Here is a 15,828-nt window from a genome sequence, read left to right as displayed (position 1 = left end):
TTAAACTTCCCTTCCTAGCACGTGTCTTGATATTCAGTTAAATAATAACAACTCTTTAGTAATAAGTCGGTTAATTAATACCTTTGCAGCGAATATTGGATTAGAAGCAGGATATGCAGAATTATGACATCATAGAAAAAAAGTTAGAACGGTTTATAAAAAAGTTCTATAGCAATCTTTTAATAAAAGGCGCCTTGCTTTTTGTAGGGATCAGTCTTTTGTTGTTTATTTTTATATCAGCCTTGGAGTACTTCTTATGGTTTAGCTCTGGCCTTAGAACTTTTTTGTTTTGGACCGTCCTCGCCATAGAACTACTGTTGCTTTTCAAATTGATTTTAGTTCCCGCGGGTCAGCTTTTCAAAATCTCCAAGGGGATCAACTATTCAGAAGCTTCAGATTACATCGGTACTCATTTTCCTGAAGTCAGTGATAAGCTAAAAAATATCTTACAACTTAAAGCCCAAGGCGCCCAAGGCGAGCTTTTACTCGCCAGTATTGAACAGAAATCCAAAGACTTAAAATCTGTGCCTTTTCAGGTTGCTATTGATTTTACGCAAAACCTAAAATATTTGCGGCTTTTGGCCATTCCTGTTCTTATCCTCTTAGCGATATGGATCTCTGGCTTAGGGGATTCTTTTTCGTCTAGCTACAAGCGCCTCGTCAATTACGAAACCGCTTATGAACCACCAGCTCCGTTTCAGTTTACTATTCTCAATCCTTCGCTTCAGGTCGCTAAGGGAAAATCGTTTCGACTCAACGTGAAAACATTAGGGGATATAAAACCTGAAGACGTGCAGATAGAAATAGAAGGGGAAGCCTATAACCTTATAGAAGAAAATGGTGTTTTTTATTATACCTTCAACTCTGTAGAGGATTCTAAGCGTTTTCAACTCAAAGCCAATACCGTTGTTTCTAAGGTTTATGAATTATCGGCTATAGATATCCCTATTATGAAGGATATGAAAATGAGGCTAAATTTCCCTGCTTACACCGATCAAGCTTCCAAGACAATCTCTGGAACTGGAAATGCCTCTGTACCAGAAGGGACCGAAATTGAATGGATTATTTCAACGGAGACCACCGATCAAGTGGTATTTAATTCAAAAGAAAAACAGATCGAATTTGAGTCTTCCAATTCAGAATTCAATTTGACACAAATTCAGAAGACATCAGTAGACTATTCTATATCTACTTCCAATTCTAATTTTAAAAACTACGATGTTCTCAATTACAGCATAGAAGTCGTCAAGGATGAGTTCCCAAAGATAGTTTTACAGGAAAAAAAGGACCGCTTACTTCTAGAACAGTCTTATTTCTTCGGTAAGATTACCGACGATTATAGGTTAACTGAATTACAATTGGTCTATTACTCTTCTGATAATAAAGACATTACGACCAAAAAAGAAATAGAAATTTCTAAAAGTAATTATGCTGAATTTTCTTATGCATTTCCAAATGAAGACCTAGATCTGATGTCGGGGACCGACTATTCATACTATTTCGAAGTTTACGATAATGATGAAGTGAATGGTAGAAAATCGTCCAAGTCTAAAGTGTTTTCTTACCGCCAAAAGACAGAGCTTGAAGAATCTACTGAAAATCTAAAGCGACAAAACACGGCTGTTGAAAAGTTATCTGAGGAATTGAAACAGCAAAAAGAAAGCAACGCAACTCTCCGTGAGCTCCAAAATAAACAGAGAAAAGAAAAGAATCTGGATTATACAGAAAAGCAAAAGCTAGACAATTTCATAAAGCGACAAAAGCAGCGGATGGAAATGATGAAGAATTATAGCGAACGCTTAAAGGAAGATTTTAAAAAATTGAATCCTGAAGAACAAGATAAAGCAAAAGAAAACCTAGAAAACCGACTAGAGAAAAACCAAAAACAAATTGAAAAAAACCAAGAGCTCTTAAAGGAGTTGGATGAGTTGCGAGATAAAATCGATAGAGAAGAACTCAATCAAAAGCTGGAAAATTTCGACAAGGAATCTAAAAAGCAAGAGAAAAATTTGGAGCAACTTCTGGAATTGACCAAGCGATTTTATGTTGAAAAGAAAACTGAAAAGCTAGCAGAAGAACTTAAAAATTTGGCCAGGGAACAAGAAGACCTCTCTGAAGCAGAAGAAAACTCCTCTGAGAAACAGGAGAAACTCAATGAAAAATTTGATAAACTGAAAGAGGATTTAAAAGAATTGGAAGAGAAAAACGAAGACCTAAAAGCCCCTATGGACATAGGAAGTGATAAAGCTCTAGAGGAAGAAATTGACCAAGACCAAGAGGAGGCTAAAGAAGAGCTAGAAAGTAGCGAAGAAAATAGTGAGGACTCCAAAGAAAGCGCTTCACAGAAAGAGAAGGCCCAAGAAAAGCAGAAAAAAGCCTCTGAGAAAATGAAGTCTCTATCCGATAAAATGCAACAATCTATGATGTCCTCGAATATGGAGCAAGCTGCTGAGGATGCAGATATGTTGAGACAGATTTTAAATAATTTGATCCTTTTTTCTCAAGAACAAGAAGGACTTATGGAAAGCTTTAAAAGCATGTCTAATTCCAACCCTGCTTATGCCTCCAAGCTTAAACGACAAGCAGAACTCAGAGAAAACTTCAAGCATGCAGATGATAGCTTATATGCCTTAGCGATGCGAACGCCAATGATTACTGAAGAGGTGAATAACAAAATATCTGATATCAATTTCAATATTGAAAAGTCTTTAGAACGCTTAGCAGAAAATGAAGTAAGAATGGGAACCAGTAGTCAGCAATATACCATGATGTTTGCAAATGAATTGTCGAGCATGCTAGACGTCGCTTTGGATCAAATGAAAAACCAGATGAAAGGGTCAGGATCTGGAAAACCAAAACCAAGTGGTGGCCAGCCGGGGGAACAATTGTCTGATATTATCAAGTCTCATGAGGAGCTTCAAAAACAAATGCAAAAAGGCAAATCTAAAGGTCAGGGAGAATCTTCAAAACCTGAAAAGGGAGGAGAGAAAGAAGGTGAAAAAGGGAAGAGTGGAGAAGACTCAGAAGGTGGTGAAAAAGGAGACGGCGGGAAAGGAGAGGAGGGAAATAATGAAGATGGAGAAGGAAGCGGTAAAAAGAAAGGATCTCAACAAGGAAATGAACAGATGAGCGGAGAAGTATATCAGATTTATAAACAACAGCAAGACTTAAGAAATCAGCTGGAGAATGAAATTAAACGTTTAGGTTTAGACGGAAATACCAATGAGCTTACAAAAAGTCTAGATCGTTTGGAACAAGAGCTTTTGATGAAGGGATTTAGCAATGATTTATTACAGCAAATGGACGCTGTAAAACACCAACTCCTAAAATTGAAGAAAGCGGCAAACCAACAAGGTCAAGATGAAGATCGCCAAGCTAAGACCAACAAAAAAGAATTTAATTCGAACTCTGAACCTTGGGTTGAGAAAGCTAAAGAATATTTTAATACAACCGAGATTTTAAATAGACAACAATTACCTTTGCAACCTCAATATAAAAAGCTGATTAATATTTATTTTGATGGCAGATCTAATTAATTTTTATAGCACAACAGATTTCGATATCTCTAATCAAAAAGAGTATCGGTTATGGTTGTTATCGGTTATCGAAAGTGAGCAAAAAACCCTAGGAGAATTAACCTATGTTTTTTGTTCTGACGAGTATCTGTTGGATATCAATCAAACTTATCTCCAACACGATACATTGACGGATATTATCACATTCGATTATACTGACGGGGATTCTATCTCAACAGAAATTTATATCAGCATCGATAGAGTTAAAGAAAATGCTAAGGAATTTGGTGTGGACTTTGAAAAGGAACTTAAGAGAGTCATGGCTCATGGTGTTTTACACTGTTGCGGTTATAAGGATTTAACCGAGGAAGAAAAGGATCTCATGAGAGCTAAAGAGAATTTAAAAATAGAATTGTTCCACGTGGAACAAAAATAGAAGTTATGTTTAAAGATACGTATGATGTTATAGTAGTTGGAGCTGGTCACGCAGGAAGTGAAGCAGCAGCAGCAGCAGCAAATATGGGAAGTAGCACCTTGCTCGTGACCATGAATTTGCAGAACATAGCCCAGATGTCTTGTAATCCAGCTATGGGAGGAATTGCTAAAGGGCAAATCCTAAGGGAAATTGATGCCATAGGTGGGTATAGCGGAATTGTTTCAGACACAAGTGCTATTCAATTTAAAATGTTGAATAAATCTAAAGGACCTGCGATGTGGAGTCCAAGAGTTCAAAGTGACCGCATGCTGTTTTCACAACACTGGAGAGAGAAACTGGAGCAGACTCAAAACTTGGATTTTTATCAAGAAATGGTTTCAGGACTTATAGTTGAGAAACACAAGGTAGTTGGTGTAAGGACATCACTGGGATTAGAAATCAAAGCTAAAACGGTTATATTAACCAATGGTACATTCTTAAATGGTTTAATTCATATCGGTAATAAAAACTTTGGTGGTGGTCGAGCAGGAGAAAGAGCTTCCACAGGAATGACCGCTGAACTTATTGAATTGGGTTTTGAAGCTGGACGAATGAAAACAGGAACTCCTCCAAGAGTAGATGGAAGATCCCTAGACTTTTCTAAAATGGAAGAACAACCAGGAGACGATAAACCTTGGAAGTTTTCTTATTCGAACGAAACAAAGCCACTAGAAGAGCAAAGAAGCTGCTGGATGACTTATACCTCTCCAGAAGTACACAATATATTAAAAGAGGGTTTTGATAGATCTCCTATGTTTAACGGGGCTATACAAAGTACAGGTCCACGGTACTGCCCAAGTATTGAGGATAAAATACACAAGTTTGCAGATAAAGAAAGACATCAAATGTTTGTGGAACCTGAAGGATGGAATACCATTGAATATTATGTCAATGGGTTTTCTACCTCATTGCCAGAGGACATACAGTATAAGGCCTTAAAACTAGTGGCAGGATTTGAGAACGTAAAATTCTTTAGACCAGGCTATGCGATAGAATATGATTATTTCCCACCCACACAATTAAGACATACCTTAGAAACAAAGCTTGTGGAAGGTTTATATTTTGCAGGACAAATCAATGGAACAACCGGTTACGAAGAGGCAGCCTCTCAGGGTTTAATGGCTGGTATGAATGCAGCACTTAAAGTACAGGGGAAGGAGGATTTCATCCTCACAAGAAGTGAAGCTTATATCGGTGTATTGATTGATGATCTCATTACTAAAGGAACAGAAGAACCTTATAGAATGTTCACATCAAGAGCAGAATACAGAACGTTATTACGTCAAGATAATGCTGACTTTAGGTTAACTGCCAAATCTTTTGGAGTAGGTTTAGCGTCTTCAGAACGAATGAAAGTGATGGAGGAAAAGAAGAAAAAATCTGAAACTTTTGTAGAATTTTTCAAAAATCAGAGTGTCACTACAGATGAAATTAATCCTATTCTAGAGAGTAAAAAATCCTCCAAGGTGGATCAGCAAGGAAAACTTTTTAAAATATTAGCCAGACCGAATATCGTGATGGAAGATATGCGTAAATTAGAAAGTGTCAAGAAACATATTGCAGAAAACAACATAGGCAATGAAGTGCTTGAACAAGTAGAGGTGCAAGTAAAGTATGCTGGTTATATAGAAAAAGAAAAACTGAATGCTGATAAATTGAACAGACTTGAAAATGTAAAAATCCCTGAGCATTTCAATTATAATAGATTAAAATCTATGTCCCTTGAAGCTAGAGAAAAACTGACTAAAATTAAGCCAAGGACGATCTCTCAGGCTTCACGGGTTAGCGGTGTAAACCCAAGTGATGTTTCTGTCCTTTTAGTTCACATGGGAAGATAATGTTCCACGTGGAACAATGGGCATGGATATAACGGGAATGATCATAAAAGATGAAGCTTTTACTAAGGAAAGTTTTAAACTCAAAAGAGATAAATTAGGAATTTTAGCAACTACGCCTAAGCCTAAAGACTTAACTAAGTACTACGAGTTTAAAGACTATATTTCTCATAAGGAAAGTAGTAATTCTTTAATGGATATAGGTTATGATCTGGTGAAGTCTTTGATGTTCAAAACGAAACTCAAGATCTTAAAGCGTAACCAACCATATATAAAATCAGTGTTAGATTATGGATGTGGTACAGGTGAATTTGTGTCTTATCTATCAAAAAAGGGGATTATAAGTAGTGGTGTCGAACCCACAAAAAAAGCCTTTGACCAAGCAGAAAAAGCTGAAGTAAAAATCTACAAAGACTTAAATAAGGTTGAGGGGACTTTTGATGCCATTACTTTATTTCATGTTTTGGAACATGTTGAAGATTATATTAAAGTACTTGAAGACTTAAAGGCAAAATTAAATCCCGAAGGACTATTGGTTATTGCAGTGCCCAATTATAAATCTTACGACGCTTCTTATTATACAGAAAAATGGGCCGCTTGGGATGTACCTAGACATTTATGGCATTTTAAAAAACAAGACCTCTCAACAATTGCACACTTACTTAATTTAGAAATAGTACAAATAAAACCGATGTTTTTTGATGCCTATTATATCTCGATGATTTCCGAATCCTATAAAGGAAACCATAAGCTGAAAGGCTTGTATAGAGGATGGAAATCAAATCAACAAGCAAAAAAATCTGGAGAATATTCTTCAAATATTTTCGTAATGAAGACCTCTAAATAATTTGACCCGTAAAATACAACTTGCTTATTTTAATTCGGAAATATTAAATAAGAATGTAAGAAAGTTACTTTGTGTGTAAAAAATAATTGATGTTTAGTGTTTCAAATTATGAGTATGAGTTGATTGCAAAGGCTAATGTCAAATAAAAATACAGATTACAATAAACTGTTTTGTAAGAACAATTAGGAATAAAACATCTAGAATTGTAGACTTATATACTAACGATGAATACTCTAAAGTGTATACGAAAGATGATTTTAATTTAACTAAGTATCAAGCATAAAAAAAGTAATTTTTGAAGGGTTTAATAATGGAGGCAAGTTATGATTGATACTACACGTATATATGTAAACATGTAGTCGAATATTGAAGGTATCAACAGTCCAAGAAGTTCCAACACAACCAAGAACACATCAAGTTAAAAAAGTTGGTTTATAACTTGATGATGATGAATTCGTGATTGTAGAGGCAAAAGAAGTGCTATAAATTAATTAATGATCTACCAATATTAGCTTGGGAACTTGTAACTTTGAACGATTATTCTTATTAGTTAGTAGTAACTCCATGTGTGAATAATCTTTCGAAATGTCCGACAGATACTAAATTTTATCAATATAAAGCAGAAGTTGAAAAATTTTGGTATTAACGATGGTCATTTGATTCACCCTGCAGATGCTTTGAAAGGTGGGTTTACATCATGTACTTCTTATGTTGTTTTAGAACTTGATTTCTTCAGAACAGCATTCACCGTTGAAGGAAAAAGAAATCTTACACTATAAAGCAATGTGAAAGAAGCTGTTTCTGTATATCCTAATCCAGCAGTAAATGCTATTAATCTTCATATGCCTTCTGTTTTGACGGTGAGTTAGAATGCTAACTAAAATATGTAAGGTCAAAGTATTATACCAAATTAAATTTATAATGTCGTATAAATAAATTGAATTATTTTTTGATTGATTGAAGTTAAAAATAATTAGCATAGCCTTAGTTACGGTAATTATTTTTGATAAAAAGCAGGCGAAAAAGAAATGATTTATTGCGACATTATAGGTTTAAATTGGTATTAATGTATCAAATTTATCTCAAGGTGTTCACCTGTTGAATCAAGAAACGGCTATCCTTAACTGGATAGTCGTTTTTGTTTTTTTAAAGGCATATTAATGTGATATTGTAAAAGATCGGGATCATTGTATGTAATAAAAGATAATAGCTCTTAGGAGTCATGCTAGACCTTAATTTAAAATAAATCTTTCTTATAAATATTTAATTTGGATAATAATTTCTTATTGTAAATTTTGGAAAAGGCTCATTTACTTTTTTACATTTGTCAAAATTTAAAACCTTATGAAAAAAATACTATTTAGCTTAACACTAGTTGCATCCCTAATGTCTTGTCAAGGAGAGAAAACGGCTTACGTCGATAACACGGTCTTGATACAAGAGTACAGTAAGATGAAAACTACTGAAGCAAAATTTGAGAAAAGGAGTCAAGCCTTATCAAACGAACTAGATTCTATTGCAGCAATATTTCAGCAGGAAGTTCAAGAGTTCCAAAGTAATATGAAAAGCATGTCTGCTCAAGGAAGAGAAAGACGACAAGGTGAGTTAGTTCAAAAGCAACAAATGCTTCAACAAAGACAACAGCAAAAAGGGCAGGTACTGAGAAAAGAAAGTGATCAAGCCATTGACTCTTTAATTGCTGAAGTCAAAAAGCACGTAAGTAATTATGGAAAAGAAAAAGGGTATGCTTATATCTTCGGTTCTAATGAATCGGCAAACATTATGTATGCAAAAGAAGGCTTGGATATTACAGAGGATGTCTTATTAGTAATTAATGGTCAAGAAAAAGAAAGTGACTCTAAAGAAAAAGAATCTGTGGAAACAGAAAGTACAGAGGAATAATACCAAATTAAATTTATAATGTCGTATGAATAAATTGAAATATACTTCGTCGTAACTCAGCACAGGTTTATTGATTGATTGAAGTTAAAATAATTAGCATAACTTTAGTTACAGTAATTATTTTTGATGAAAAGCAGGCGAAGAGAAACCGATTTATTACAATACCATAGGTTTAAATTGAAACAGAACTTAGACCTTATTTAAGTAACTATAAAGCCAACTAGTCAGTTGGCTTTATTTTTTGTGCAACAAACGAGTCAGTTGAAAGGAAAGATCAGAGAAGATCACCTTTCCGTTCCCATTTCTTTCCACATGGAAAATAGCATCTTCCAATACTTTGAAAATATCGGGAATATTGGTCCCAGAGATAAATTCCGAAAACTTATTAAATTTAAAATTGGTATTATAAGGTGATAAGTAGACCAAAGAATCTACCTTATAATTGCTAAGCAAAGCTTGACGAAAGAACTGTATGCAATAATTTAAAAATCGCTTTTGAGTCTCACGGGTCTCTTTAGACAATTGGTCTGACCAATCTAATAAATCGGTAAGCACATGCTTATTTCCTTTAGCTCTAAAGGCACTTCGCACCCAAGTAATGAACCACTCTTCAAAAAGTTCATCATCTGAATTATGTTCAACCAAATGGAGGGCTTTAGAGAAACTACCATCAGCCTGATAAGCAATTTTTAGGGCTTCTGATTCAGAAATATCAAATTTAAACACTAAGCCTTTAATAATATCCGCTTCTCCTATAGGGGGGAAATCTAAACGTTGACATCGAGAACGGATGGTTTGCAAAATATCTTCAGGGGAATCGGTAATTAAAATAAAATAGGTATTATTAGGCGGTTCCTCAATCAACTTCAATAATTTATTGGAAGCCGCTGTATTCATTTTATCTGCACACCAAATAATCATCACTTTAGGACCTCCTTCAAAAGATTTGAGTGAAAGTAATTTAACAATATGAGCGGCTTCATCAACATTGATGTTCCCTTGCTTTTTCTCAATACCAACTTTTTGATACCAATCATAAAGGCTTTGATAAGGGTTTTGACTTACAAAAGATCTCCATTCGTATATAAAATCTAGCGAATTAGGCTTTTTTGAAGAAGAACTTGTTGTATTGATAGGATAAACGAAATGTAAGTCGGGATGGGTAAGTTGATCCAAACTTCTAGAAATACGATCTCCTTTGGAAGGGCTGGAGTACTGTATCATCAAAGTCCTAGCAAAAGCAATAGCCATTGGTAAAGTACCAGATCCTATGGAGCCCGTGAAAAGTTGTGCATGTGCAACACGGTTATTTTGTACACTAGAAACCAAATGGTTTTTGAGGTGTTGTAAACCTAGGATATCTTCAAATCTCATATTGCTAAAATAACAAAGCCTAGGTGTATTTAAAAAAATATTTAATTAAATTTGAATTTCATTTAATAAATGAAAATTCATGAAGACAATTGACGATTATAATTTTAAAAATAAAAAAGCTTTAGTAAGAGTAGACTTCAACGTGCCTTTAAACAAGGAGCTTAAGGTAGCAGATAAAAGCAGAATTGAAGGGGCAAAACCAACACTAATAAAAATACTTGAAGACGGGGGAAGTGCAATTCTAATGTCTCATCTGGGAAGACCAGAAGGCAAAGAAGAAAAATATTCTTTAAAACATATTGAATCCGAAGTTTCTGATGTTTTGGGAGTGAAAGTCAAATTTATTGAAGACTGTGTTGGGAAAAAGGTCGAGGAAGCCGCTGAGGCTTTAAAACCTGGAGAAATCTTGCTTCTAGAAAATCTAAGATTTTACCCTGAAGAAAAGAAAGGGGACGAAGAATTCGCCAAAAAACTATCTAATCTTGGAGATATTTACGTTAATGATGCCTTTGGAACAGCTCACAGAGCACATGCATCTACGACAGTCGTCGCTAAATTCTTTGAAGATAAAGCCATGGGCTACTTACTTCAAAAAGAAGTTGAAAGTCTAGATAAAGTTTTAAATTCTAATGAAAAGCCGGTAACTGCAGTTCTTGGTGGTGCAAAAGTATCCTCAAAAATTACAGTAATCGAAAATATTCTGGCTAAGATTGATCATCTCATCATTGGAGGTGGTATGGCTTTTACGTTTGTTAAAGCAAAGGGAGGTCATATTGGAGAATCTTTGGTTGAAAATGATAAACAAGAGTTGGCACTAGAGATTCTAAAAAAAGCTGAGGAACAAAATGTGGAAGTACATTTGCCTGTAGATAGTATAGTAACTCAGGAATTTGACAATGATTCTGAGATCAAAATTGAAGATATCAATACTATTTCTGAAGGTTGGATGGGATTAGACGCTGGGCCACAATCGAGAGATAATTTTGCGAAAATAATTGCGAAGTCAAAAATAATTTTATGGAATGGTCCACTTGGTGTTTTTGAAATGGATACCTTTTCTAAGGGAACTATAGCTCTAGGCGAAGCCATAGCAAAGGCAACAGAAAAAGGGGCATTTTCTCTAGTGGGTGGAGGTGACAGTGTCTCGGCAGCCAAAAAATTTGGGTTCGATACTAAGGTTAGTTATGTGTCTACAGGAGGGGGAGCAATGTTGGAAATGCTAGAAGGAAAAAGCTTACCAGGCATTGAAGCTTTAAAATAAAAAAAATATATTCATTTATAAAGCAATATCTTTAAGACTGATAGATATTGCTTTTTTAGTTTATAATTATGCTTAAACCTTTGTTTACGTATCAAAATAAGGAGAAACTAAAATCCAGAAAAATAATCAAAAACATATTTGAGGAAGGAAAATCTATAAAAACATATCCCCTTTTAATTCGATATGTGGAAAGTAATAAAAAGTATCGACAAGTGGGTGTAAGCGTGTCCAAGCGAAATTTTAAAAAAGCAGTAGATCGCAATAGGATCAAAAGGCAACTCAGAGAAGCATACCGATTACATAAAAATCAGATATCAGATAAAAATAAAAGCTATTCGGTAATGATACTCTATATAGGGAAAACACATTTAGAGTCTGAAAAAATTCACAAAGTAATACATACTTTGCTAAACGACATAAAGTGATGATGAAACGCATACAACTTATTATCCTTACTGCTGTAGTGGCAGTAACTTCGTACGGGTTTACAACCTATAGAAACGATTTCTTTGAAATTGCTAAGCAGATAGAAATCTTTACGAATCTGTACAAAGAAGTCAATATGAATTATGTGGATGAAGTAAATCCAGCAGAATTGATGAATACAGCTATAGAAGCTATGCTAGAAGATTTGGATCCTTACACAGTCTATTGGAATGAACAGGAGATCCAAAATGCAAAAATTCGAAACTCAGGGAATTATACCGGAATTGGAGCAGATATCATAAGTAAGTCTAATGCTATTGTTATCAGAAATATAATCAAGTCATCCCCCGCAGATAAAGCAGGTTTAAAAATTGGAGATGAAATATTCAAAATTGGAGATATACAAGTCAAAGACTATAATGAAGATGCCGGCGAGTTACTTAAAGGTGCTCCAAAGTCCGAAGTTATTTTAGAATTAAAACGTCATACTACAAATAAAAAAATCACCTTAGAAAGAGGAGTTGTTAATATAAAAGCAGTGCCTTTTTATAAACTTTTAGAAAATAATACTGGATATATCGTCCTTTCAAAATTTACACGATCTGCATCTTCTGAAGTTAGTGAAGCCTTTCAGGATTTGAAAAAACAGGGAGCTACTCAAATTGTACTAGACCTAAGAAATAATCCGGGTGGTTTATTATCGGAGGCAGTAAACGTAAGTAATGTCTTTATTGAGAAAGGAACGACCATCACCTTTACAAAATCAGCTATAGAAAAATATAACCAAACCTACACTACTCAAAATAAAGCCCTTGACACAAATATTCCCGTGGCCGTTTTGATTAATGAAAATAGTGCCTCAGCTAGTGAAATTGTTTCTGGTAGCTTACAAGATTTGGATCGAGGTATCATCATAGGCAGTAGAAGTTTTGGAAAAGGTCTTGTACAAAGACCCAAGAAATTGAACTACGGAACTCAAGCTAAAATTACGATTTCAAGATATTATACGCCCAGTGGAAGATGTATACAAGCCTTAGATTATCTGGATGGGAAAAGTATAAGAAAAAATAAAGATGAATATACAGAGTTCAAAACAAAAAATGGAAGAAGTGTCTACGATGGTGGTGGTGTAAGGCCAGATATAGAAGTGAATGAAGAAAAAGAAAATGAACTTTTAAAAGAAATTATTAAAGGAAACTTGATTTTTGATTTTGCCAATACATACGTAAATGAAAATGAAGGATTAACTCTTGAGACCTTTGTAATGAATAAGGGTGTAAAGGATAATTTTCGAAAGTTTATTGATAAAAAAGACTTTGAATTTGAAACAAAAACTGATCAAAAAATAAAAGAACTTGAACAGATAGCTAAAACCGAAAAATTCCTAAAATCTATAGAAAGTTCGCTAGTTGATCTAAAGAAAAGCCTTCAAAAAGAAAAAGAAAATCTTTTGCAGGAAGAGTCAGAAACCCTTCGAAAGTTAATAACTGAAGCTATCATTAGGAAGTTAGGCTATGATGAAGCTGTTTACAATTACTATACACAAGAAGGAGAAGTCATCAAGAAAGCTTTAAAAGCCTTAAATAATAAAGCACAGTATAAAGAAATTTTAGGATTTTAGAAATAAAAAGCCTTACACCAAAATAATTTTTGAAGCCATATGAATAAACTTAATTATACTACGACGTAGCTCAATATAGGTTTTTTGTTAAAAGCAAACAAAAAATACCTGTGGTTAATTCCTATCGGTAAAACGATTTATTACGATATTATAAGTTTAATTTAGTATGGGTTAAAATTTAAATTTTCATAAGTTTCATTCCAATATGAGGGATACCATCTTCTAAATAACCTTCTCCATGAATTTGGAATCCATGCAATTCATAAAACTTAATTAAATACCGCTGAGCAGAGATTTTAATAATAGCTTTTTTATAATTAGCGTGAGAAAAAACTATACTTCTATCCATTAAATCATGTCCTAAATTTAATTTTCTATGAGTAGCCTTTACTATAACTCTACCTATACTTAATTCTTCAAAATAAGTCCCTGGTGGAAGGATTCTAGAATAAGCCACTAAAATTGTATCATCGTAGAATAAAACATGAAAAGCTTTATCATCATACCCATCTATATCTTGATATACGCAATCTTGTTCAACCACAAAAACTTCAGATCTCAGCTGAAGGAAATCATAAACCTGTGTTGAAGTGAGTTTTGAATAAGGGAGAATTTCTGTTGTCATAAATCTTGGACTATAATGTTTTTATTATCTGTTTTATTAAATTCAGGTTGTATGTTGATGTGATTGATTCCAAATTCAGAAAAAAGGATGTCTTCTATTTGAACTAAAATCTTATCAAATTCTGACAAGGTGATATCCTTATCAAAATCGATTTCTGCCTCTAGATGAACTTCGTCTTCGTTCAATTGCCATATATGAACATGGTGCATGTTTTTGACGGTTGATAATTTATTAATGATAGCCACAATATCGTCAATTTCAATAGTGCTTGGTGTAAAGAGCATTAAAACTTTAAATGAATTTTTAAAAAGTTCAGAACCTACGAAAATAAGATAGACAGCAATGGCTGCAGTAAGTAGACTGTCTAGCCAGTACACTTCGTAATACTTCATTAAAAGACCACCCACAAGGACGGCTACAGAAGCCAACATATCTGTAAGTAAATGAAGATAGGCAGAAGCAATATTCATATTGGACTTTCTATCTTTTAAAAGAAGCAAAACGCTAAAACCATTTCCTATAATAGCTACGGCCGAAAGCCAAATAACAAGAGTAGAATCTATAGTTTGAGGATTTAAAAATCGCAAAATAGATTCTTTAATAAGAATAATGGCTATAATAATAAGACTCGCAGAATTGACAAATGCAGCAATTATTTCAGCGCGTTTATAACCAAAGGTTTTATTGGATGTAGCACTTTTCTTGGAGTACTTAGAAGCTACATAACTGATGATAAGAGAAACAACGTCTGTAAAAATTATGAAGCGCATCGGATAGTAAAGCTAAGCTCCCACTGATGATTCCACCTATAACTTGCGCAAGAGTGATTCCCATATTTAAAAATATAGAAACAAGAAGATTGGTTTGTGACCTTTGATGTGAGTGGTTATGACTCAAAATAAGCTAATGACATGCAATTTTATCAACTCTGTGATGATGACGACCACCATCGAAAGGAGTTTTTAAAAAAACTGTTACGAAATCTAGCGCTTCTTCTAAAGAAACAAATCTTGAAGGAATACTCAGTACATTTGCATTATTATGCTGTTTTGCTAGAGCTACCAACTCACTAGTCCAACATAGTGCGGACCGTATTCCTTGGTGTTTATTGGCGGTCATATTAGCCCCATTGCCGCTTCCACAAATAATAATCCCTAAATTTGATGTTCCATCTTCAACATCTAGAGCTACAGGATGAACAAAATCAGGATAATCCACACTATCCTCAGAATTAGTACCATGATTACGTACCTCAATATTTTGGGACTTAAGATATTCTACAATTTTATTTTTGTAAAACGTCCCAGCGTGATCATTACCAATTGAAATTATCATAAGTATGTAAGTATAAGATTGGATAACAAAGTTAGGGCTTATTAAATAAATAGACTTTAAAAAAAACATGATAAAAGTTAATCTCCTGTTTGTAAACAGATTGTAAAATTGAAAAAAAGTTATCCATAAATTGTGGAAAACTTTGGATTCATATCAGTTTAAAAGACTTCAATTTTAAGGAAAATGTGGATAACTTATGTAAAAAAAACATGAGCATAATTAGGTATTTCAAAGGAAAAAATCAGGTAGATAAAAATGTGATTTACTAAAATATTCAATCACCTATTTTCGAAAAAGTTTTGCGTTCGAAAAATAAAGTTATCCACACCTATCCACAAAAAACTTGTAAGTAGTAACTTGTGGAAAGTAAATATTAAACTGTGGATAACTTTATAATAGACCAATAAAAATCAATGCTTTAAAGACTATAAATAGTGTGGAGAAATTGTGAATAAACTAGATTTAATTGGAAACAAAATAGGATAAGAAAAAGTTTTCCAGTTGTACACGGGCAATAACAGTCATCAAATTTGAAATAAAATTTTTTTAAAAGAGTGGTGGTTAATATATAGTGTGGATAACTTTAAAAAGAAAATTTGAAAATGGATTTTA

General features: G+C 33.9%; 12 protein-coding genes and 1 pseudogene. 9 read left to right on the top strand and 4 right to left on the bottom strand.

Translation table 11 applies throughout. The features are described 5' to 3' along the window. Positions 1-113 precede the first annotated feature (113 nt). The 6 genes from CXF67_RS04505 (at position 114) to CXF67_RS04485 (ending at position 8,574) form a co-directional block, all read left to right on the top strand. Complete coding sequence (locus CXF67_RS04505) at positions 114-3,536, top strand: DUF4175 family protein (RefSeq protein ID WP_102087651.1); 3,423 nt, start codon at positions 114-116, stop codon at positions 3,534-3,536. Continuing rightward, entirely contained in the window at positions 3,520-3,951 is a 432-nt protein-coding gene (gene ybeY / locus CXF67_RS04500; RefSeq protein ID WP_102087672.1) for an rRNA maturation RNase YbeY, read from the top strand. Before CXF67_RS04505 ends, ybeY begins: the two co-directional genes overlap by 17 nt. 5 nt (positions 3,952-3,956) lie before the next feature. Further along, complete coding sequence (gene mnmG / locus CXF67_RS04495; protein WP_102087650.1) at positions 3,957-5,828, top strand: tRNA uridine-5-carboxymethylaminomethyl(34) synthesis enzyme MnmG; 1,872 nt, start codon at positions 3,957-3,959, stop codon at positions 5,826-5,828. Between the two features lie 16 nt (positions 5,829-5,844). Then, positions 5,845-6,672, top strand: a complete 828-nt coding sequence (locus tag CXF67_RS04490) for a class I SAM-dependent methyltransferase (protein WP_102087649.1) — start codon at positions 5,845-5,847, stop codon at positions 6,670-6,672. A 626-nt stretch (positions 6,673-7,298) separates the two neighbouring features. Beyond that, on the top strand, positions 7,299-7,451 hold the full coding sequence (locus CXF67_RS18090; RefSeq protein ID WP_180957896.1) for a hypothetical protein: 153 nt from the start codon (positions 7,299-7,301) through the stop codon (positions 7,449-7,451). A 565-nt stretch (positions 7,452-8,016) separates the two neighbouring features. Continuing rightward, complete coding sequence (locus tag CXF67_RS04485; protein WP_102087648.1) at positions 8,017-8,574, top strand: OmpH/Skp family outer membrane protein; 558 nt, start codon at positions 8,017-8,019, stop codon at positions 8,572-8,574. Between the two features lie 234 nt (positions 8,575-8,808). On the opposite strand, the gene CXF67_RS04480 is transcribed toward CXF67_RS04485, so the two are convergent. Continuing rightward, entirely contained in the window at positions 8,809-9,948 is a 1,140-nt protein-coding gene (locus CXF67_RS04480) for a DNA polymerase III subunit (protein ID WP_102087647.1), read from the bottom strand. A gap of 79 nt (positions 9,949-10,027) precedes the next feature. Here CXF67_RS04480 and CXF67_RS04475 point away from each other — a divergent pair, with 79 nt between their 5' ends. From CXF67_RS04475 to CXF67_RS04465, 3 genes are all read left to right on the top strand, one after another. Then, a complete protein-coding gene (locus CXF67_RS04475) occupies positions 10,028-11,209 on the top strand; it encodes a phosphoglycerate kinase (RefSeq protein ID WP_102087646.1) in 1,182 nt (393 codons plus the stop codon). 68 nt (positions 11,210-11,277) lie between these two features. Continuing rightward, complete coding sequence (gene rnpA, locus CXF67_RS04470; RefSeq protein WP_102087645.1) at positions 11,278-11,634, top strand: ribonuclease P protein component; 357 nt, start codon at positions 11,278-11,280, stop codon at positions 11,632-11,634. Next, positions 11,634-13,256, top strand: a complete 1,623-nt coding sequence (locus CXF67_RS04465; protein ID WP_102087644.1) for a S41 family peptidase — start codon at positions 11,634-11,636, stop codon at positions 13,254-13,256. Before rnpA ends, CXF67_RS04465 begins: the two co-directional genes overlap by 1 nt. Before the next feature lie 178 nt (positions 13,257-13,434). Here the strand turns inward: CXF67_RS04465 and CXF67_RS04460 are convergent, their stop codons facing one another. The 3 genes and pseudogenes from CXF67_RS04460 to rpiB form a co-directional block, all read right to left on the bottom strand. After that, positions 13,435-13,881, bottom strand: coding sequence for a GNAT family N-acetyltransferase (locus CXF67_RS04460; protein ID WP_102087643.1), 447 nt, complete (start codon positions 13,879-13,881; stop codon positions 13,435-13,437). Then, a pseudogene (locus CXF67_RS04455) lies at positions 13,878-14,778 on the bottom strand (cation diffusion facilitator family transporter). Before CXF67_RS04455 ends, CXF67_RS04460 begins: the two are co-directional and overlap by 4 nt. 6 nt (positions 14,779-14,784) lie before the next feature. Beyond that, entirely contained in the window at positions 14,785-15,216 is a 432-nt protein-coding gene (gene rpiB / locus CXF67_RS04450) for a ribose 5-phosphate isomerase B (RefSeq protein ID WP_102087671.1), read from the bottom strand. Positions 15,217-15,828: the final 612 nt, after the last annotated feature.

The sequence above is a fragment of the Psychroflexus sp. MES1-P1E genome, assembly GCF_002836055.1.
GTDB lineage: Bacteria > Bacteroidota > Bacteroidia > Flavobacteriales > Flavobacteriaceae > Psychroflexus.
This window is presented reverse-complemented; position numbering and strand designations above follow the sequence as displayed.

Bases quoted from the DNA above. Each gene is read 5' to 3' on its own strand.
- CXF67_RS04485 (WP_102087648.1), top strand. From the start codon at position 8,017: ATGAAAAAAATACTATTTAGCTTAACACTAGTTGCATCCCTAATGTCT.
- CXF67_RS04460 (WP_102087643.1), bottom strand. From the start codon at position 13,881: ATGACAACAGAAATTCTCCCTTATTCAAAACTCACTTCAACACAGGTT.
- CXF67_RS04475 (WP_102087646.1), top strand. From the start codon at position 10,028: ATGAAGACAATTGACGATTATAATTTTAAAAATAAAAAAGCTTTAGTA.
- rpiB (WP_102087671.1), bottom strand. From the start codon at position 15,216: ATGATAATTTCAATTGGTAATGATCACGCTGGGACGTTTTACAAAAAT.
- mnmG (WP_102087650.1), top strand. From the start codon at position 3,957: ATGTTTAAAGATACGTATGATGTTATAGTAGTTGGAGCTGGTCACGCA.
- CXF67_RS04490 (WP_102087649.1), top strand. From the start codon at position 5,845: ATGGGCATGGATATAACGGGAATGATCATAAAAGATGAAGCTTTTACT.
- CXF67_RS04465 (WP_102087644.1), top strand. From the start codon at position 11,634: ATGATGAAACGCATACAACTTATTATCCTTACTGCTGTAGTGGCAGTA.
- ybeY (WP_102087672.1), top strand. From the start codon at position 3,520: ATGGCAGATCTAATTAATTTTTATAGCACAACAGATTTCGATATCTCT.
- rnpA (WP_102087645.1), top strand. From the start codon at position 11,278: ATGCTTAAACCTTTGTTTACGTATCAAAATAAGGAGAAACTAAAATCC.
- CXF67_RS04505 (WP_102087651.1), top strand. From the start codon at position 114: ATGCAGAATTATGACATCATAGAAAAAAAGTTAGAACGGTTTATAAAA.
- CXF67_RS04480 (WP_102087647.1), bottom strand. From the start codon at position 9,948: ATGAGATTTGAAGATATCCTAGGTTTACAACACCTCAAAAACCATTTG.